Source organism: Haloferax denitrificans ATCC 35960 (assembly GCF_000337795.1).
Lineage (GTDB): Archaea > Halobacteriota > Halobacteria > Halobacteriales > Haloferacaceae > Haloferax > Haloferax denitrificans.
In genome coordinates, this window is record NZ_AOLP01000019.1 from 362,796 (window position 1) to 380,374 (window position 17,579).

Below are 17,579 nucleotides of genomic sequence, written 5' to 3' on the forward strand. Positions count from 1 at the left end.
TTTCGAGCGCCGGACCAGCTGGACCCACGTTTCGGGGCGTCGCACGACGGGCCGCACGCGACGAGCGCGCGGTTCGGGGTCGGAACACGTTTACCGGCGTGGACCCTACTCCGGGCCGATGTCAGACTCGTCTTCCGCCCCGGCCGACGACGGCTCGTCGCCGGACGCGGACGCCGACGCCGCGATGTCCGACGCGGAGCTCGCGGCCCTCCGCGAGGAGGTCGAAGCCAAGTACGACTTCGAGAACTTCGGCCCGGCCGACATGGCGAAGATGACCCCCGAGGAGTGGGACGCCGCGTTCGACCCCGACTCGTGGATCGTCGGCGAGGAGCTACTCGACCGGGTCGAACAGGAGCTCCGCTACCGCGTCGCGATTCGCGAGGTGTTCGCCGTCCTCGAGCGCGTGACCGAAGACGGCGAACCCCGGATTCTCGCGTACTCCGACGAGGGCTACGCCGTCGTCTATCCGGACGGGAGCGTCGAGGGCGAGGGAACCGTCGTCCGCGACGTGAAACCGACCGTCGCGCTCTGTTCGATGGAGGACTTCGAGGTGAACGACGCGCCCGAGACCGTCAGGCTCCCCGAGCCCGAGGAGGTCGCACAGGGGACCGGCGACTTCGGCAATCGGATGCTCCAAATCGTCGCGTTCGGGCAGTTGCTCGGCGGGGTCGCGCTCATCGGGGCGTGGCTCGTTCTCCCCGACCTCGACTCGATTATCGCGCCGCTCGCCGGGCTGGGCTTTCTCGTCATCGGCTTTTTCCTCTTTGTCGTCGTGGCCAACGCCCGGCTCTCGGACCGCTTCCGCGCCGAAGAGTACCGGGACAGACTCCGCGTCATGGGCCTCGAAGGCGGGTCGCGCCCCGAGTTCGTGCCCGCGTTCGACGGGGACGAAACCGCCGCGCCGTTGATCGAGCCCCCCGAGCGAGACGCCCCCAGTTCTGAGGGCTGAGCCCGACGCGAACCCGCCTCGGAAACACCCTCCGTGACGGCATAGTCGGTGGGTTTAAGCGCATCCCATCCTGACGAACGACCGTATGAAAAGGCGGGAGTTTCTCCGAACGGCTGGCGGTGCGACAGCCGCCGCGACCGCTGCCGCCGGGACCGCTGCTGCGCAGGAAGGCGGCGGTGGAGCGCAGGTTCAACCCGACTTCGGTGGCCACCTCGACGGCGTCGACGGAGGCTACGAAGACCTCCGCGGCCAAAGCGAGGTCACCATCGAAGTCGGCGCGTCCGGCAACGGCGGGAACCTTGCGTTCGCACCGGCTGGCATCTGGATCGACACCGGTACGACCGTGACGTGGGAGTGGACCGGCGAGGGCGGCGGCCACAACGTCGTCTCGAGCGAGGGCGCGTCGCTCGACTCCGGCGCGGCCGTCTCCGAGGCCGGAAGCACCTACGAGTACACCTTCGAGAGCGGTGGTATCACGAAGTACCACTGCGTGCCCCACGAGGCGCTCGGCATGCTCGGCGCGGTCGCCGTCGGCGGCGACGTGGCGACTGTGAGCACCGGCGGCGGCGGCGAGAAGGAACTGCACGAACTCGGCGTCCCGATTCAGGCACACTGGGTCGGCTCGGCGACGATTCTCGGCATCATCGTCACCATCATCTACACGTTCTTCATATTGAAGTACGGCGAGTCCCCGAATACGGGTAACACCGGAGGTGGCGAGTAATGTCCTCGACCGGCAGTACGTACGGCGACATCCATCGATACGAACCGGCGCGCGAGAGCACCGCCGCGGCCATCGCAATCGTCCTCCTGACGATTATCGAGGTCGTGTTCGTGTTCCTCTTCACCTACGGCTTCGTCTCCGGCTGGGGACTGACCGACACGGGGAACATGTTCCTCGGCGGCGTCCTCGCCGTCATCTTCGTTGACCTCGCGTTCATCCTCGCGCTGTACCGCAAGGAGTTCCTCCCCGACGTGATGATCGTCAAAAAGCGGCGTCGCAAGTGGGAAGACCTCTACGTCCGCGAGGAGGACGTCGACGGAGTCACGTTCAGCAGCGACGACGCGTGGGAACAGGTCAAGCGCGCGGTGTACCCCTACTACAAGCGATAAACCATGAGTCTCGAACGCAAAGACGACTACGACCACAAGGCCTGGATGAAAAAGAAGGACCTCACCCCGGTCGAGGCCACCTTCCTCACCACGCTCATCTGGCTGGATAAGCGACTCCGCATCGTCGATTATCTGGAACTTCTGGAGACGCTCTACTACCGAGTCAACCTCCAGATGCCGAAGAGCCACACCGAGCAGTACAACCTCGACAACAAGTTCTGGTACTGGTACCCCCTGTACACGCTCGGGTTGTTCTCGACGCTCGCGTACGTCGTCGCGGCGATTAGCGGGGCCCTTCTCGGGTTCTACTACTCGCCCGCGACGACCGGCGACCCGACCACGGCCTACAACAGTATCGAGTTCATCATGCGCGACCTGCAGTTCGGCTTCATGCTCCGCTCCGTCCACCGCTGGGCGGCGCAGGTCATGGTCGCGGCCGTGTTCCTGCACATGCTCCGTGTCTACTTCACGGGGTCGTACAAGGAACCCCGCGAGCTGAACTGGCTCCTCGGCATCGTCCTCATCAGCCTGACGATGGTGTTCGGGTACACCGGATACCTCCTGCCGTGGGACCAGCTCGCGTTCTGGGCCGGCCAGATCGGCGTCGAGATGGCGCTGTCGGTCCCGCTCGCCGGCGAGTGGGTCGCACAGCTCCTGTTCGGCGGCTTCTCGCTGGGCCAGTCGACGCTACAGCGCATGTACATCATTCACGTGTTCCTGCTCCCGTTCGTCGTGACGACGCTCATCGCGATCCACATCGGTATCGTGTGGGTGCAGGGCATCGCGGAGCCGCACTGAGGTGACAACTATGAGCGACAACGAACCCGAAAACGAGGAGATTCGATCCGACGGCGCGGGCATCGTGGCCCCGGACGACGAGACGCCGACGTGGAGCGAGCGCAAGGCTCGCAAGACCGGCCTCTCTCGGCTTACTTACGAGTACTTCGAGCGCGCACGCCGCGAAGACCAGGACCTCCGCACGGAGTCCGACTACGTCGAACGCGACGTGCTCGCGTTCCCCACGTGGCCCCACGAGACCGTCCGCAACCTCTCTATCGCGTCGTTCTTCGTCGGGATGATTCTGTTCCTCTCGGCGACGATGCCGCCGCACATCGGCAACCCCGCGAACCCGTCGACCACGCCGGCGGTCATCCTGCCCGACTGGTATCTCTACTGGTCGTTCGGCCTGCTCAAACTCGGCCCCCTCAACCCGGAGATCGCCATTCTGGGCGATCAGATGCTGATGGCAGACCGGACGTACGGCGTGCTGGCGAACGGCGTCGTCGTCGGCTTCATCGCCATCGTGCCCTTCCTGAACAAGGGCTCGGCCCGACGTCCCGTCGAACAGCCGTTCTGGTCCGCGGTCGGCGTCTTCGGCGTGGTGTTCGCGTTGACCATCTCGCTTCTGGCCATCAAGAACCTCATGCCCATGAACGTCGACCTGCTGTTCGACCTGACGTTCCTGCTCCCGTTCGTCTTCGGGACCATCACCTACGCGGTGCTGAAGACGATGCGCGAGGGGTACATGTACAACCTCAACCGCCGCTACTACCGGCTTCGCCCGCCGAGATAGAGCGGAACCACTACCACCCGTCCCTTCTTAGCGCCACTGATGACAGACAGCGACGCAACCGGTCGAACCGGCGAGAGCGACGGGGCGCGACGCGGACGTCGCGGCCGGCGCGACATCGTCGTCCCCATGCGGCTCTACAAGACGATTACCGTCTTTTCGACGCTCATCGCCGTCGTGAGCGTGGTCCTCGGCTTCGTCTTCCTCGACGCCGCGACGCTCCAAGTGAGCGCCCTCCGCGCGGTCGTCGCCGGCGCGCTCGGCGCGCTCGGCATCGGCGTCGCAGACGGACTCCTCAGCACGGCGCTGGCGGTGGTCGGACTGAGCATCATCGCCTTCGGCGCGGTCGTCTACACGCTCGGAACTCGATTTCGCGCCCAAGGAATGGGAAAGTCTCAAGAGGACTCCGGCGAAGACTCGAACAATGGCTGACGAATTCATCAAGGGACTGGGTATCCTGACCGGGTCCGGACTCGCGTGGCTGGTGCTCGCGTCGTGGTACCGGACGAGCAGTTTCGAGAGCAGTAAACAGCTCATCGAGCCGCTGTCGTCCGGCGCGACCGAGGGGCTGTTCAACATCATCGGCGTCACCCTGATGGACGTGTTCCTCTGGTTCGCGCTCCTCGGCGCGCTCACCTTCTGGGTGCTCATCCCCGCGGGCCACCAGATCATGTCCGCGCTCGAAGAGCGCCGCAACGCGCAGTAAGCCGACCGGGCGGCGCGGTCAGTTCTCCTCTCATCTCGATTCGAGTCGCGGAAAAACCCCCTCACCATAGCGGCCGCGCTCGGGGCGGCCCGCCGCGTCGGATTGGAAAAACTCTAATGACTCTCGCTCCGACGGTCCTGTATGCACCCACTACAGTTCCTCGTCCCGCTCGACCAGTTGGCGGCGGTCGAACCCATCGTCCCGCACGTGGCGCTCGTGCTCGTGCTTGCGAACTTCGCGACGCGCTTTCTCGCGCATCGGTCGCACGTCCGGCAGGCAGAGGAGGGTGGTGCGGAAGCCATCTCCCGATACCTCCCGCACTCGTTCACGTCGGGCGGGCTCGTGCTGGCCTCGTTCCTCTATCTGCTCGTCGAGCCGCACGGCGGCATGGTGCTGAGCGTGCTGGTCGTCGGGATGTTCGTCACCGACTTCTTCGAGTTCGAAGCGCGGCAAGTCGAGGCCCGGACGGACAAACCGCTCGAACGCCCGAACGGGTCGCTCGTCGCCGCGACGCTCGTGCTCCTGTACGCCGCGTTCCAGAGCCTCTTTTTCCTCGTCTCGGACTACTGGAACCTCATCGTCTAAGCACGCGACGCACTCTTCTCCGCGTCGCCGCGCTCGCATCGCTCACGAGGAACACGTATTTTCGGCGCGTCGAGTCTCGCCGCTCGGCGGTGACGCCGGCGGTCGCGGCGCTCACTCGACGAGAAGCGGGACGCTCCCGTCGCGGTCGACGACCACTGACTCGAACGGACGTATCTCCCGGACGACCTCGTCGTCGGCGACGAGCGAGACGCGGGCGTCGTCGCGTTCGACAGACAGTTTAATCGGGGGCTGGAGGACCCACGAGTTCGTCTGCGTCGCGTAGGGCGAGACGGGGACGACGGCGAGTCCGGCGGCCGGACCGACGACCGCTCCGCCCGCGGCGCGCGCGTAGCCGGAACTCCCGAGCGGGGTGGCGACGACGACGCCGTCGGCGCGGAACTCGTCGACTGGCGTCCAGCGCGTCGCCGCGCGCGACTCGTCGGTCGGGTCCGCCGAGAAGGGGACCGCCGTCTCCGCGTGGGCGACGCCGTACTCGGAGATGTGCGCCGGCTCGCTCGTGACGAGCATCGCGTCGAAGAGCGCGCGCGCCGGCGAGTCCTCGCCGACCGAGAGCGTCGGGTGGTCGACGACGCGGCCGCCGCCGGCGACGAACGCGGACAGTCGCGACTCCAGTTCGTCGCGCTTTGGCGACCACGGCGCGGCGCAGTCGACGGGAACGGCCGGACACGACCACTCGGAGCCGAGCGCGACCGCCGAGAGCGCCGACTCGCCGACCGCGACGACGGCGTCCGCGTCGGCCGGCTCCGGCTCGACCGCCGCACCGGCCGCTCTGACGGCGGCGGCGACCGAGTCGTCACCGACGATACCGAATCTCATCGTCGTCCACCCGCGGCGAGCCCCCGTAGCATCGTCCCGTGCTACGCCGCGGCGAATAAAAGCCCTCGTGGTTCGGTCCGGCGGTGGGAAACGGGATTCCGCGGACTGTCAGCGTCGCCGACGCCTCAGAACGGCCAGTCGCCGGTGACCTTCATGCCTTCCGCTTGGTCTTCGGCCTCGAGCGCCGCCGCGATGTCCGCGGGGTCGGCGTGGGGTATCTCGCGGTCGGCGTCGGCGAGTTCGACGGTCAGTTCAGTGAGGAGAATCGCCTGCTCGCGGAGCGTCCGCGACTCCAGTTTCTCGATGGTGTCGGCGTGGGTGTGACCCCAGCCGCGGCCGCGGCCCTCCTGTTCACTGCTGACCATGTACGCCGGGACGCCGTGGGCGACGAACGGCCAGTGGTCGCTGTGCGGGAGCTGTTCGGGGAGCGTCGAAACGTCGTGGTCGAACCGCTCGGCGACGGCGTCGGCGGCGGCTTCGAGTTCGTCGAAGCCGTGGGTCGTGAGCTTGAGCGTCCGCCCGGCGACGACGCCGTCGTTGTTGACGATGGCTTTCACGTCGCTTCGGGCGTCGCCGAGGCGGTCGGCCTCGTACGCGGAGCCGACGAGACCGACCTCCTCCGCGCCGAAGCAGACGAAGCGGACGCGCGTGTCGAGTTCGTCCTCGCGGGCGGCGAGCGCGCGGGCGACCTCGACCACCATCGCGGTGCCCGCGCCGTTGTCCATCGCGCCCTCGGCGATGTCGTGGGCGTCGAGGTGGCTCGTGACGAGCACCTCCTCGTCGGTGTCGGGGCCGAGTTCGGCGTGGACGTTCCCGCTTTCGGCCGCGGGCGCCTCGCAGGTCACGTCGACGGTCACCTCGTCGCCGTCGAACCGGCGGCGGAGGCGCGCGCCGACTTCCTTGCTCACGCCGACCGCGGGGATGTCGCCGATGGGCGCGTCCGCGGTGCCGACGCTCCCCGTGGGCGGGAGTTGGCCGGGGACGTGGTTGGCGAAGACGAACGCGGCCGCGCCGGCCTCGACGGCGTAGTAGTACTTCTCGCGGCGGTGGATGAAGCGGTCGTAGTGGTCGGGGACCGTCGTGGAGACGACGACGACCTTCCCCGAGAGGTCGCGGTCGAAGTCCTCGGGCAGGCCGTAGCCGAGGTCGACCAGTTCGCCGCTCGCGGTGCCGGCGGGACTTCGCGGGAGCGCGATGCACTCTTGGGTGGTGTCGGCGGCGTAGACGGCGCTGTCGCCGCGCTCCCAGCCCTGAATCTCGAAGGGGTCGATGCGGACGTTCCGCGCGCCGACGCGGTCGAGGGCGTCTCGGGTCGCCTCCATCGCCTCGCGCTCGCCGGGCGAGCCGGTCATCCGGTTGCCGATGTCGACGAGTCGCTCCAAGTGGTTCCAGCCGACCTCGCTCGTGAACGTGTCGCCTATCCAGTCACTCATGGTGACCCGTCTCGCGGGGCCGTGGTAACCGTTGCGATGGGGCGAAACCGGGCGTCGGTCGAGGGCGAAAACCGACCGACACCGATTGGAACCGCGGCTCGTCGCGTCGCGGCCGCGAGCGCGGGGAAGCGAGGGGCGAACCGCGACGCGGCCCGCGGGCGAGCGGCAGGTTCAAGGACCATCTATCACGTACGTTCATCCATGACCGACGTGCGAATCGCCGGGGTCGGACTGACGAAGTTCGGCAGTCACCCCGAGCGAACCGGCCGCGACCTGTTCGCGGAGGCCGCCCTCGCCGCCCGCGAGGACGCCGGCGTCTCCCGCGACGACTACGAGGAACTCTTCTACGGCAACTTCATGGGCGAACTCGCCGAGAAACAGGGCCATCAGGGGCCGGTCATGGCCGAGGCCGCCGGCCTCGACTGCCCCGCGACCCGCTACGAGCAGGCCTGCGCCTCCGCGGGCGTCGCTTTCCGGCAGGCCGTCGCGACGATTCGGAGCGGCGCGGCCGACGTGGTCCTCGCCGGCGGCATGGAGCGCATGAACAACCTCGGCACCGCCGAGGTGACCCAGTCGCTCGCCATCGCCGCGGACGAACTGTTCGAGGTCCGCGCGGGCGTCACGTTCCCCGGCGCGTACGCGCTCATGGCCCGCGCGTACTTCGACGCCTTCGGCGGCGACAGCGAGGACCTCGCGCACATCGCGGTGAAGAACCACGCCAACGCGATGCAGAACGACTACGCGCAGTTCCACCGCGAAATCACGGTTGACGACGCGCTCGAAAGCCCCGTCGTCGCCGACCCGCTTTCCCTCTACGACGCCTGTCCCATCACCGACGGCGCGAGCGCGGTCGTCCTCGTCAGCGACGACTACGCCGAGCGCCACGGCCTCGACGCGCCCGTCTCCGTCACCGGGTCGGGACAGGGCGGCGACAAGGCCGCGCTCCAAGACCGGCCCCACCTCGCGCGGACGCCCGCCGCGACGAAGCCGCCGACGCCGCCTACGCAGACGCCGGTATCGGCCCCGACGACGTGGACGTGGCCGAGGTCCACGACTGCTTCACCATCGCCGAGGTGCTCGCGCTCGAATCGCTCGGCCTCTACGACCACGGCGAAGGTGTCGGCGCGGCCGCCCGCGGCGAGACGACCCGCGACGGCGACCTCCCGGTGAACCTCTCGGGCGGCCTCAAGGCGAAGGGCCACCCGGTCGGCGCGACGGGCACCGCCCAAGTCGTCGAGATGACGAAGCTCCTCCGCGGCGACCACGGCAACAGCGACGCCGTCCCCGACGCTCGGGTCGGCGTCACCCACAACGCGGGCGGGACCGTCGCCAGCGCGGTCGTCCACGTGCTGGAGGTGGACCGATGACCGACACCGGCTACGACGAGTGGCTGGCCGCAATCGCGGACGGCGAGGGCTACTACCTCGCGTGTCCCGACGGCCACGGCTCGCTCCCGCCGCGGCGGTCCTGTCCGCACTGCGGCGCGGCCGAGTTGACCGAGGAGCCGCTCCCGGCGACGGGCGAGATACTCACCTTCACCGAGGTGCACGTCCCCGCGCCGGACTTCGCCGACGAAGCGCCCTACGTGACGGCCATCGCGTCGTTCGGCCCCGTCAAACTCACGGGCGTCGTCCGCGACCTCCCCGCCGACGAGGTCGACCTCGGCACGACCGTCTCGGTCGGCGTGGACGAGAACGCCACCACCGGCGAGTCGTTACTCGTGTTCCTCCCCGCGAGCGAGTAGCGCCGCGGCCGAATCTTTAGTCGTCGCGCGCCTCGACGACCTCCAGCGGCGAGCGCCAGCCGAAGACGTACGAGCCGAGGAGCCACGCCCAGAAGCCGGCCGCGAGGAGCGCGATGGCACCGTACAGGAACAGAGAGAACAGCGATAGGGAGTCGAGCATCGGTCTAAGGATTGAATTGAGGTCGCGGTCGCGTCGGCGTCAGTCGAGGGCGTCGCGGACGGTGTCAACGAAGGCGTTCGGGAACTCGACGTGCGGGAGCAACATCGCGTCGTCGAAGACGACGAGCCTGCAGTCCGCCGCGTCCGCGAGGTCCCGACCCCGCTTCAGCGGCGTGATGTCGCTCTCGCGGCCCCAGACGAGCGTCGTCGGCACGTCGAGGGCCGACAGCGCCTCCGCGAGGTCGATGTCGGTGTTGAGGTAGCCCGAGATGAACGACGCCGGCGCGAAGCGCGCGCCCTCCTGGTGAGCCGTGCGCCACTCGTACTCCTGCCACTCCTCGCCCGCCTTCTCGGGGTCGTAGTAGCCGTGGTCGGCGTTGAAGTAGCGAATCGACGGCCGGGAGGCGACGACGTTGAACAGCGCCTCGCCGACGACCGGCGCGCGGACGAGTTCGCGGAGCCACTCCTTCGGGTCGGGGCCGCCGCGCGGCGTGGGACAGACGAGGACGAACCGCGAGACGGACACGTCGTCTCGCTCCGCGGCGGTGACGGCGTAGGCCGCGGTGAGCGACGAGGCGAGGACCGCGGGGTCGTCGTACTCCGCGAGGAAGTCGCCGACGAAGTCCTCGTAGAGCGCGGGCGAGTAGTACAACGCCGGGCGGTCCGACAGGCCGAACCCGGGGAGGTCGGGCGCGACGACGTGGTAGTCCTCGGCGAGGGTCGAAAACACCTCGCGGAACTCGCCGGACGACCCCGCGGCGTTGATACCGTGGAGGAACACGAGCGTCGGGTCGTCCTCGTTTCCGGCCTCGACGTACGACACGTCCATGCCGCGCCAGCGGTACGTCCCGTGGGCTCCGGAGAGCGGCGGTTCGAGAGGGCCCACGCGTTTCGAGAGGGCGGCGTTGGTCGCGGCGGTGAGACCGACGCCGGCGGCGGCCAGTCCGATGGCTCGTCGGAGTTTCATGTCACGTAGATTGCGCGCGGTGGCCTTAATTCGCCCGCCCGTGGCGGGGTGGTCGGCGGGGAAGACGGCGCGTCGGCGTCAGTCGTCTCGGTCGTCCAGACACTCCCGAAGCGGTTCGAGCACGTCCTCGGCGACCGCGTAGGGGTCCGTCTCCTTTTCGACGACCGCCTCGGCGAACTCCTCGACGCCACCGCGTCGGTCGAGTTCGGCTTCGAGGAGCCGGTTCACGTCGCTTCGGAGGAGCTGTCGTATCTCCTCGCCGGCGCGCTTGCGAGCCTTCTCGGCCAACTCGCCGGAGGCGTCGAGGTAGTCGCGGTGGTCGTCCAGCGTCTCGACCAACTCGTCGATTCCCTCGCCGGTCGTGGCGACGGTTTCGAGGACCTGCGGCGTCCAGACGGGCGGGTCGTCAGCAGAGTCGTCGGTCTCGGTATCGGCGGTATCGCCCGTGTCTGCGTGCCCGCCGTGGCCGTCGTGTCCGTGCCCAGCGTCGTCGAACGCCGCGGCCCCGTGGTGGCCCGTGTCGAGGTTCGCCCGCGGGTCGTCGCGGAGGTGAATCATCTCCTGTAGCTCCGCGACGGTGCGCGACGCGCCCTCCATGTCGGCCTTGTTGACGACGAACACGTCGCCGATTTCGAGGATGCCCGCCTTGAGCATCTGCACGTCGTCGCCGCTTCCGGGCTGGACGAGGACGACGACCGTGTCCGCGGTCTTCACCACGTCCACCTCGTTTTGCCCCGCGCCGACCGTCTCGATGATGATGCGGTCCTTCCCGAAGGCGTCGAGCGCCTTCACGGCGTCCGCGGTGGCGGTCGAGAGGCCGCCGAGTTGCCCGCGAGCGCTCATCGACCGGAAGAACACGTCCATGTCGCCGACGTTCGAGGCCATGCGGATGCGGTCGCCGAGGACGGCCCCGCCGGTGTACGGCGAGGAGGGGTCCACGGCGATGACGCCGACCGTCTCGCCCTGGTCGCGGTAGTGCTTCGCCAGCTTGTCGACGAGCGTGGACTTGCCAGCTCCCGGACTGCCCGTGATGCCGACGACGGACGCGTCGCCCGTGTGCGCGTGGAGTTCCGAGACGATGTCCCGGTAGCCCGGCGACTGCGACTCGATTTTCGTGATGGCGCGTGCGAGCGCCCGGTGCTCGCCGTCGAGGAGCCGCTCGACGAGGTCGGATTCGACCGCCCGACTCATCGTCACGGTCGCTCGGGCGCGTGTTCCTTCACGAAGTCGATGGTCTCCTGCATCGGCGTTCCGGGACCGAAGATGGCGTCGACGCCCTCTTCGAAGAGAGCGGGTCGGTCCTCTTCGGGGATGATGCCGCCGACGATGACGAGGGTGTCGTCGAGCGCGCCGTACTCTTCGAGACCCGCCATCACCTTCGGGACGAGCGTGTTGTGCGCGCCGGAGAGGATGGAGATGCCCAGCACGTCCACGTCCTCTTGGACCGTCGCCTGGATAATCTCGTCCGGGGCGCGATGCAGTCCGGAGTAGATGACTTCGAATCCCGCGTCGCGGAAGGCGCGAGAGATGACGTGTGCACCGCGGTCGTGGCCGTCCAGTCCCACCTTGGCGATGAGACACCGGATCGTTCGCTGTTCGGAGTCCGCGCTCATAGACGGGGATTCGATGTCCCGCGCTTTGACTCTAACGGAAAATAAGGTAGGTCCGGCTCAGTCGTCGGCGGCGGGCGCGCTCCGGACGTACTCGTCGAGGAAGTCGGCTATCTGGGAGTACGCCTCGATGCGGTTCTCCAGTTTGGTAAAGCCGTGGCCCTCGTCGTCGAAGATGAGTTCGCGGACGTGGGCGTGTTCCCTCGCCTCCTCGACGAGCTGGTGGGCCTCGCTGACCGGCACCCGCGGGTCGTTCTCGCCGTGGAGGACGAAAAGCGGCGCGCGAATCTTCTCGACGTTGTTGATGGGCGAGATGGATTCGAGGAACTCGCGGTCATCTTCGAGCGACCCGTACTCCGCCTCGCGGAGTTCGCGCCGCCAGTCGCCCGTGTTTTCGAGGAACGTCACGAAGTTCGCGATACCGACGATGTCGACGCCGGCGGCCCACAGATCGGGGTACTCGGTCATCGCCGCGAGCACCATGAACCCACCGTACGAACCGCCCATGGCGACGATTTTGTCGGGGTCGACCGCCGGATGGTCGTGGAGCCACTCGACGGCGGCCTCGATATCGGCGACGGAGTCCATCCGCTTTTCGACGTCGTCGAGGTGGCCGTAGGCCTTCCCGTAGCCCGCGGAGCCGCGGACGTTCGGCTCGAAGTAGGCGTAGCCCCGAGAGAGGAAGTACTGCTTGACCGCCGAGAACGACGGCCGGCGCTGGGACTCGGGGCCGCCGTGGATGTCCACGATGACGGGCGTCTCGCCCTCGGGCGACTCCTCGGGGAGCGTGAAGAACGCCGGGATGTCGCGGCCGTCGAACGTCGGATACCGGACGAGTTCGGGCGGGACGAACGTGTCGCGGGGGATGCCCGCCGTCGCCGCGAGCGTCCACCGCTCGGCGTCGCCCGTGGCCAACTCGACCACGTAGACGTTCGCGGTGTCGGCGCTGGCGGTGACGGTGACCGCGGCGCGCTCGCCGTCCGGCGAAAAGGAGACGCCGCCGGCGACGCCGTTCGGCAGGTCGGGCTGGGGGAGCGCGTCGATACGGTCGGGCGCGGTGAGTTCGCCGAAGGTGAGTTCTGTGTAGCCCTCGACGTTCCGCGAGTAGACGAGTCGGCGCGAGTCGTGGTCGATGCTGATGCCCTCAAGTTCGTGGTCGCCGCCGGTCTCGACGGTGGTGAACGCCCCGGAGTCGAGTTCGTAGCGGACGAGTTCGAGCGTGTCGCTCCCGCGGTCGGTCACCATGTAGACGTTCTCGCCGTCGGGTCCCCACTCGGGGCTCTGGAAGCGGACCGTCCCCTGATGCGGCGTGAGGTGGGTCAGCTCGCCGGTGGCGAGGTCGAGCACCGACACGTCCTGGTCGAAGTTCGAGTACGCCTCTTGGACGATGAGCTTCGAGTCGTCGGGCGAGAAGCCGCCGACGGTGAGCCAGCCGTCGCCCTCGTGGACGAGTTCGGCGTCGGTGCCGGTCCCGTTTCGGGCCTGCACGTACACGTCGAAGACGGCGTTGTCGCGGCGGTTCGAGGTGAACGCGAACCGCTCGCCGTCGTGGCTCCAGCCGCCCCAGCGGTGCTTGGCGTCGGGGTGTTCGGTCAGGTTCTCGATGACGCCGGTGTCGGGTTCGAGTCGGAACAACTGCGCGCGCTCGTTGCCGCCTTTGTCCATGCCGAAGGCGACCTCGGGACGCTCGGGGGACCACGAGGCGAAGGTGACGCGCTCCTCGTAGAACGTCCGCTGTTCGGGCCACGCGCCGGGCGAATCGACCGTCCAGACCTGCGGGACGCCCGTCGTGTCCATGAGGAACGACAGGCGCTCGCCGTCCGCCGAAAAGGACGCGCCGTAGGCGCTCCTGATGTTCAGGTAGCGCTCGATGTCGTACGTTCGCATACCTCGAATTGTCCCGGCGACGAGAAATCGGTTTGGGTGTCAGAAGTCCGAAAGCCGAGTGTCCTCGCGGTCGGTCCACCCGCGCATCTCCGCGTAGGCCGCCGGGTTCGTCGGCACGCCCTCGGTGTTGAGCAGGCGCTCGGGGTACAGTTCGAAGGCGATGCCGATGAGCTGGTACTCCAGTTCTTCGAGGTACGGCCGCGTGTCGGGGTACGGTCCCTCGGTGCCGACCGCCCACGGCTCGACCCAGAAGTACACCGGCTCGCGGAGCCGCGGCGGGTCGGTCGAAGCGAACAGCGCCTCCACCCAGCGGTCGTACTTCCCCGGCCCGTCGTCGCGGAAGGCGGCCGACGAGAGGTCGCCGAAGTGGTAGTAGTTCCCGTAGCCCCAGCGCGCGAGCTTGCCGTCGTTGGTGTCGACGTTCTTCAGGTTGCTGTTGAGGTCGGTGCCGGACGCGCCGAACTTCCCGCACTTGCCGAGGTAGCGGGGGACGACCTCGTCGCCGTCGAGGGTGTACATCATGTAGACGAGCCCCTCGTAGCGACCCTCGCGGCGGTCGTAGTCGGCGACGACGCGACCGCCGGCCTCGCGGAGCCGGCGCTCCATGCGCTCGCCGCGGCGGAGCGTCCGCCGGCCGGAGCGACCGTACGCGACGGTGTCGACGGTCCCGTCGGCGGTCGTCTCGAAAAGTGAAATCGGGTCCGCGGCGTCGACGAAGCGGTCGACGAAGCGGTCCCAGAGCGCGCGTTTGGTCTCGGTCACGCGGCGACCGAACTCAGATGACGCCTTCGGCCTTGAGGCCGGCGATGATGTCGTCGACGAGGCTCTCGGCGTCCTCGTACGGGAAGTCCTGATGCTTGCCGAGCTTCGCGGCCAGCTCCATCGCCGTGACCGTCACCTCGTCCGTCTTGAACTTCGTGCCCGGACCGTTCGGGAGCGCGGGGACGAGCGACATCTGGTTTTTCACGGGGAAGTCCGCGTTTTCGAACGCGTCCATGAACTGCTCGCGGAGCTGAGATTCGGTGTCGGACATACGGTGTACCTACGGAGAGAAGTGGAAAAGGGTTCCGGAAAAACAATGACTATATTTAGAGTTCTCACGAGACGGCGCGGCGGGCCGTCGAGTGTCGGCACGGTCGCCCGGGACTGATGCACTTATCTACACCGGCAATTCATGCACTCGCATGGACTTCGACTTCGACCGCCTGAAACAGCTCACCGAGACCAGCGGCGTCCCCGGCTACGAGGACCGCATCCGCGCGCTCGTCCGCAAGGACCTCGAAGCGACGACCGACACCGTCCGGGTCGACGCGATGGGCAACGTCGTCGGCACCATCGAGGGCGAGGGAGACTACGAGGTCGCCGTCGCCGCCCACATGGACGAAATCGGCTTCATGGTCCGCCACGTCAACGACGAGGGCTTCCTGCAACTCGACGCCCTCGGCGGCTGGGACCCCCGCGTCCTGAAGGCCCAGCGCGTGACCGTCCACGCCGAAGACGAGGACCTCACCGGCGTCATCGGCTCGGTCCCCCCGCACACGTTGACTGAAGAACAGAAGAAGAAGGAGCCGAAGGTTGAGGACGTGTACGTCGACCTCGGCCTGCCCGCCGAGACCGTCGAGGAGACCGTCTCCGTCGGCGACCTCGTGACGATGGAACAGACGACCGTCCGCATGGGGAACCACGTGACGGGAAAGGCCATCGACGACCGCGTCTGCCTGTTCGCCATGCTGGCGGCCGCCCGGCGCGTCGAGAACCCCGAGGTGACGATTCACTTCGCCGCGACGGTCCAAGAGGAAGTCGGCCTCCGCGGCGCGCAGGCGCTCGGCGTCGACCTCGACCCCGACCTCGCGCTCGGCCTCGACACCACCGTCGCCAATGACGTGCCCGGCTTCGACCCCGCGGACCACGTCACGAAACTCGGCGAGGGCGCGGGCATCAAGCTCAAGGACTCCAGCGCCATCGCCAACCCGAAGGTCCACCGCCGCCTCCGCGCCGTGGCCGAGGACAACGACATCGCCTACCAGATGGAACTGCTCCCCGCGGGCGGCACCGACACCGGCGGCTTCCAGAACAGCTACGGCGCGAAGCCCGTCGGCGCGATTTCGATGCCGACGCGTTACCTCCACACCGTCACCGAGAGCGTCCACGAGGACGACGTGGTCGCCTACATCGACCTCCTGACGGCGTTCTTGGAGAGCGAGACGGGCGAGTTCGACTACACGCTGTAGGCGACCCCACGGGAGACGACCCCCGGATGCTATCCCGTCGGCGCGGCCGACATCGAGGGGATACCCCCCTATATCGAGGCGCGACACCCCCGACCGGCGGACGAGAACCAAAGTATTCACTACAGGCCCACACCAAGCGCCGGACATGACCGACGGCAACGTGGATATGTCTCGGCGGGCGTTCCTCGGGGCGGCCGCTGGCGGCGCGGCGGTCGCCGCCACTTCCGGAACGGCCGCGGCGCAGACGGAAGAACCAGATTTCGGCGGCCACATCGACGGTATCGACGGAGGCTACGAAGACCTCCGCGGCGAGAGCGAGGTCACCATCGAAGTGGGCGCGGAAGGTAACGGCGGGAACCTCGCGTTCTCCCCCGCCGGCGTCTGGATAGACACCGGAACGACCGTGACGTGGGAGTGGACCGGCGAGGGCGGCGGCCACAACGTCGTCGCGAGCGAGGGCGCGTCGCTCGGCCTCGCGTACTTCTTCATGAAGTACGGCGGTGACTACGACGTCCAGGACTGACGCGGTCGTCGCGCCTCTCGATTTTCACCAGTCACGAGCGGCCGCACTCGCCGTATTTGCCCGGATTCGGTCGCCGCCGCGACAGCCGCCGGCGCGGCGGCCGACTCAGAAGAAGCCGTAGTCGTCGCGCTCGGTCTCGTAGACCGATTCGTACTGCTCGATGACCCGCCGGAAGTCGTAGGCGGCGAAGTCGTCGTCGACCGTCTCGTGGTCGAACCGCCGGGCGGCGACGATTTCGTCCGCCAGCTCTTGGGGGCTCGTGACGAGCGACCCGCGCTCGCGCCCCTCGACGAGTTCGTGGGCCGACGACCGCGCCTGATACTCGACGATTGACACGCAACCGCAGGCGAGCGCCCACAGCAGATTCGTCGCGAAGGGCTCGACCGTCGCGGTCTGCGCGAAGACGTGCGCGCCCTTCATGATGGGCACCGCCTCGTTCGCGGAGAGTTCGCCGAGGAACTCCACGCGGTCGTCGATGCGGAGGTCGCGGGCGGTCTGTTCGGCCGTCGAGCGCTCGGGGCCGTCGCCGATGACGACGGCGGACCAGTCCTTGTCGCGGAGCTCCGCGAGCGCGAGGAGGAAGCTCTCGACGTTGGCGTGCTCGTCGAGGTCGCGGGCGTACACCACGTCCGCGCGTTCTTCGGCGTCGGCGCTCCGGACGAGGTCCATGCTGATGGGTTCCGGGACGAGATGGGTCGAATCGACCGCCGCGCCGAGTTCGCGGACCTGCGTGCGGACCATCTCCGAGGGGACCAAGACGGCGTTCGGGGCCTTCGCCGCCCGCCGGTAGGCCCGCGAACCGCCGCGTTCGTCGCGGGTCCACCAGTCGGCGACGACCGGCGTTCGGAGGAACCGCGCCGCGGTCTTGACCGCCGTGACGTGCGACGGCGGGTAGCTCGCGACCTGAATCACGTCGGGGGAGACCTCGCGGAGGGCGAAGGGGACGCGGGAGGCGAAGCCGCCGACGGCGGGCGAGTCAGTCACGCGGTGGTAGGTCACCCCGTCCTGTTTGAACTCGACGACCTCGCCGTCCCACCACTTCGCACAGAGCACCGTCACCTCGTGGTCGCGTTCGGCGAGGAGTTCGGCCGTCCGCCGGAGCCGTCTGGTCGCTCCCGTCTCCTCGTGGTGCGTCGTGTACATCGAGACGAGCGCGACTCGCATATTCGCCGCCACTACGCCGCGCAATAAAAATCCACAGTTTTCGAGGGCGCGACGCGGGGACGCCGACGCGCCGCCCGGGAAGGGTTCGCCGGGGCGACGCG

At 68.2% G+C, this 17,579-nt stretch carries 20 protein-coding genes and 2 pseudogenes; 12 read left to right on the top strand and 10 right to left on the bottom strand.

Features of this window, described 5'->3' with window-relative positions; genetic code table 11:
- The first annotated feature begins 118 nt into the window (after positions 1-118).
- The 8 genes from C438_RS18140 to C438_RS18175 all read left to right on the top strand — a co-directional run bounded on the left by C438_RS18140 (position 119) and on the right by C438_RS18175 (position 4,923).
- On the top strand, positions 119-949 hold the full coding sequence (locus tag C438_RS18140; protein ID WP_004971169.1) for a DUF7319 domain-containing protein: 831 nt from the start codon (positions 119-121) through the stop codon (positions 947-949).
- An 85-nt stretch (positions 950-1,034) separates the two neighbouring features.
- Positions 1,035-1,673 (top strand): halocyanin domain-containing protein, encoded by a 639-nt coding sequence (locus tag C438_RS18145; protein WP_004971170.1) that lies wholly within the window; start codon positions 1,035-1,037, stop codon positions 1,671-1,673.
- Positions 1,673-2,062: a DUF7318 family protein gene (locus C438_RS18150; protein ID WP_004971171.1), complete on the top strand. Its 390-nt coding sequence runs from the start codon at positions 1,673-1,675 to the stop codon at positions 2,060-2,062. Before C438_RS18145 ends, C438_RS18150 begins: the two co-directional genes overlap by 1 nt.
- 3 nt (positions 2,063-2,065) lie before the next feature.
- Positions 2,066-2,860: a cytochrome b gene (locus C438_RS18155; RefSeq protein ID WP_004044094.1), complete on the top strand. Its 795-nt coding sequence runs from the start codon at positions 2,066-2,068 to the stop codon at positions 2,858-2,860.
- A 10-nt stretch (positions 2,861-2,870) separates the two neighbouring features.
- The gene (locus C438_RS18160) at positions 2,871-3,635 is read left to right on the top strand and encodes a cytochrome bc complex cytochrome b subunit (protein ID WP_004971172.1); all 765 of its coding nucleotides are present in this window, start codon (positions 2,871-2,873) and stop codon (positions 3,633-3,635) included.
- 39 nt (positions 3,636-3,674) lie between these two features.
- On the top strand, positions 3,675-4,064 hold the full coding sequence (locus C438_RS18165) for a DUF7315 family membrane protein (RefSeq protein ID WP_004971173.1): 390 nt from the start codon (positions 3,675-3,677) through the stop codon (positions 4,062-4,064).
- Complete coding sequence (locus C438_RS18170) at positions 4,057-4,338, top strand: DUF7314 family protein (RefSeq protein ID WP_004971174.1); 282 nt, start codon at positions 4,057-4,059, stop codon at positions 4,336-4,338. The genes C438_RS18165 and C438_RS18170 overlap by 8 nt, the downstream gene beginning before the upstream one ends.
- Positions 4,339-4,479: 141 nt before the next feature.
- Entirely contained in the window at positions 4,480-4,923 is a 444-nt protein-coding gene (locus C438_RS18175; RefSeq protein ID WP_004971175.1) for a DUF7313 family protein, read from the top strand.
- A gap of 111 nt (positions 4,924-5,034) precedes the next feature.
- Here C438_RS18175 and C438_RS18180 read toward each other — a convergent pair whose 3' ends face one another.
- Positions 5,035-5,760 (bottom strand): NAD(+)/NADH kinase, encoded by a 726-nt coding sequence (locus C438_RS18180; RefSeq protein ID WP_004971176.1) that lies wholly within the window; start codon positions 5,758-5,760, stop codon positions 5,035-5,037.
- A gap of 125 nt (positions 5,761-5,885) precedes the next feature.
- The gene (locus C438_RS18185) at positions 5,886-7,193 is read right to left on the bottom strand and encodes a M28 family peptidase (protein WP_004971177.1); all 1,308 of its coding nucleotides are present in this window, start codon (positions 7,191-7,193) and stop codon (positions 5,886-5,888) included.
- Between the two features lie 201 nt (positions 7,194-7,394).
- Here C438_RS18185 and C438_RS18190 point away from each other — a divergent pair.
- Positions 7,395-8,560, top strand: a pseudogene (locus C438_RS18190) (thiolase domain-containing protein).
- Positions 8,557-8,937 carry a Zn-ribbon domain-containing OB-fold protein gene (locus C438_RS18195; RefSeq protein WP_004971178.1) on the top strand — a complete coding sequence of 127 codons (381 nt, stop codon included), beginning with the start codon at positions 8,557-8,559 and terminating at the stop codon, positions 8,935-8,937. The pseudogene C438_RS18190 and the gene C438_RS18195 overlap by 4 nt, the downstream one beginning before the upstream one ends.
- Before the next feature lie 16 nt (positions 8,938-8,953).
- Here C438_RS18195 and C438_RS19820 read toward each other — a convergent pair whose 3' ends face one another.
- From C438_RS19820 to C438_RS18225, 7 genes are all read right to left on the bottom strand, one after another.
- Positions 8,954-9,097 (bottom strand): hypothetical protein, encoded by a 144-nt coding sequence (locus C438_RS19820; protein WP_004971179.1) that lies wholly within the window; start codon positions 9,095-9,097, stop codon positions 8,954-8,956.
- Between the two features lie 39 nt (positions 9,098-9,136).
- On the bottom strand, positions 9,137-10,063 hold the full coding sequence (locus tag C438_RS18200; protein WP_004971180.1) for an alpha/beta fold hydrolase: 927 nt from the start codon (positions 10,061-10,063) through the stop codon (positions 9,137-9,139).
- 78 nt (positions 10,064-10,141) lie between these two features.
- A complete protein-coding gene (gene meaB, locus C438_RS18205; protein ID WP_049918233.1) occupies positions 10,142-11,254 on the bottom strand; it encodes a methylmalonyl Co-A mutase-associated GTPase MeaB in 1,113 nt (370 codons plus the stop codon).
- A 2-nt stretch (positions 11,255-11,256) separates the two neighbouring features.
- Entirely contained in the window at positions 11,257-11,676 is a 420-nt protein-coding gene (locus tag C438_RS18210; protein ID WP_004971182.1) for a cobalamin B12-binding domain-containing protein, read from the bottom strand.
- Between the two features lie 57 nt (positions 11,677-11,733).
- Positions 11,734-13,560: a S9 family peptidase gene (locus C438_RS18215; RefSeq protein ID WP_004971183.1), complete on the bottom strand. Its 1,827-nt coding sequence runs from the start codon at positions 13,558-13,560 to the stop codon at positions 11,734-11,736.
- Positions 13,561-13,599: 39 nt separating this feature from the next.
- Positions 13,600-14,322 (bottom strand): hypothetical protein, encoded by a 723-nt coding sequence (locus C438_RS18220; protein WP_004971184.1) that lies wholly within the window; start codon positions 14,320-14,322, stop codon positions 13,600-13,602.
- A gap of 13 nt (positions 14,323-14,335) precedes the next feature.
- Positions 14,336-14,593, bottom strand: a complete 258-nt coding sequence (locus C438_RS18225) for an MTH865 family protein (protein WP_004971185.1) — start codon at positions 14,591-14,593, stop codon at positions 14,336-14,338.
- A 151-nt stretch (positions 14,594-14,744) separates the two neighbouring features.
- Here C438_RS18225 and C438_RS18230 point away from each other — a divergent pair, with 151 nt between their 5' ends.
- Positions 14,745-15,791, top strand: coding sequence for a M42 family metallopeptidase (locus C438_RS18230; RefSeq protein ID WP_004971186.1), 1,047 nt, complete (start codon positions 14,745-14,747; stop codon positions 15,789-15,791).
- A gap of 145 nt (positions 15,792-15,936) precedes the next feature.
- Positions 15,937-16,302: pseudogene (locus C438_RS18235) on the top strand (plastocyanin/azurin family copper-binding protein); the annotation flags it as partial.
- Between the two features lie 117 nt (positions 16,303-16,419).
- On the opposite strand, the gene C438_RS18240 reads toward C438_RS18235, so the two are convergent.
- Complete coding sequence (locus C438_RS18240) at positions 16,420-17,478, bottom strand: glycosyltransferase family 4 protein (protein ID WP_004971188.1); 1,059 nt, start codon at positions 17,476-17,478, stop codon at positions 16,420-16,422.
- Positions 17,479-17,579: the final 101 nt, after the last annotated feature.

Coding starts and splice junctions, on each gene's coding strand:
- C438_RS18140 (WP_004971169.1), top strand. CDS start 119: ATGTCAGACTCGTCTTCCGCCCCGGCCGACGACGGCTCGTCGCCGGAC.
- C438_RS18145 (WP_004971170.1), top strand. CDS start 1,035: ATGAAAAGGCGGGAGTTTCTCCGAACGGCTGGCGGTGCGACAGCCGCC.
- C438_RS18150 (WP_004971171.1), top strand. CDS start 1,673: ATGTCCTCGACCGGCAGTACGTACGGCGACATCCATCGATACGAACCG.
- C438_RS18155 (WP_004044094.1), top strand. CDS start 2,066: ATGAGTCTCGAACGCAAAGACGACTACGACCACAAGGCCTGGATGAAA.
- C438_RS18160 (WP_004971172.1), top strand. CDS start 2,871: ATGAGCGACAACGAACCCGAAAACGAGGAGATTCGATCCGACGGCGCG.
- C438_RS18165 (WP_004971173.1), top strand. CDS start 3,675: ATGACAGACAGCGACGCAACCGGTCGAACCGGCGAGAGCGACGGGGCG.
- C438_RS18170 (WP_004971174.1), top strand. CDS start 4,057: ATGGCTGACGAATTCATCAAGGGACTGGGTATCCTGACCGGGTCCGGA.
- C438_RS18175 (WP_004971175.1), top strand. CDS start 4,480: ATGCACCCACTACAGTTCCTCGTCCCGCTCGACCAGTTGGCGGCGGTC.
- C438_RS18180 (WP_004971176.1), bottom strand. CDS start 5,760: ATGAGATTCGGTATCGTCGGTGACGACTCGGTCGCCGCCGCCGTCAGA.
- C438_RS18185 (WP_004971177.1), bottom strand. CDS start 7,193: ATGAGTGACTGGATAGGCGACACGTTCACGAGCGAGGTCGGCTGGAAC.
- C438_RS18195 (WP_004971178.1), top strand. CDS start 8,557: ATGACCGACACCGGCTACGACGAGTGGCTGGCCGCAATCGCGGACGGC.
- C438_RS19820 (WP_004971179.1), bottom strand. CDS start 9,097: ATGCTCGACTCCCTATCGCTGTTCTCTCTGTTCCTGTACGGTGCCATC.
- C438_RS18200 (WP_004971180.1), bottom strand. CDS start 10,063: ATGAAACTCCGACGAGCCATCGGACTGGCCGCCGCCGGCGTCGGTCTC.
- meaB (WP_049918233.1), bottom strand. CDS start 11,254: ATGAGTCGGGCGGTCGAATCCGACCTCGTCGAGCGGCTCCTCGACGGC.
- C438_RS18210 (WP_004971182.1), bottom strand. CDS start 11,676: ATGAGCGCGGACTCCGAACAGCGAACGATCCGGTGTCTCATCGCCAAG.
- C438_RS18215 (WP_004971183.1), bottom strand. CDS start 13,560: ATGCGAACGTACGACATCGAGCGCTACCTGAACATCAGGAGCGCCTAC.
- C438_RS18225 (WP_004971185.1), bottom strand. CDS start 14,593: ATGTCCGACACCGAATCTCAGCTCCGCGAGCAGTTCATGGACGCGTTC.
- C438_RS18230 (WP_004971186.1), top strand. CDS start 14,745: ATGGACTTCGACTTCGACCGCCTGAAACAGCTCACCGAGACCAGCGGC.
- C438_RS18240 (WP_004971188.1), bottom strand. CDS start 17,478: ATGCGAGTCGCGCTCGTCTCGATGTACACGACGCACCACGAGGAGACG.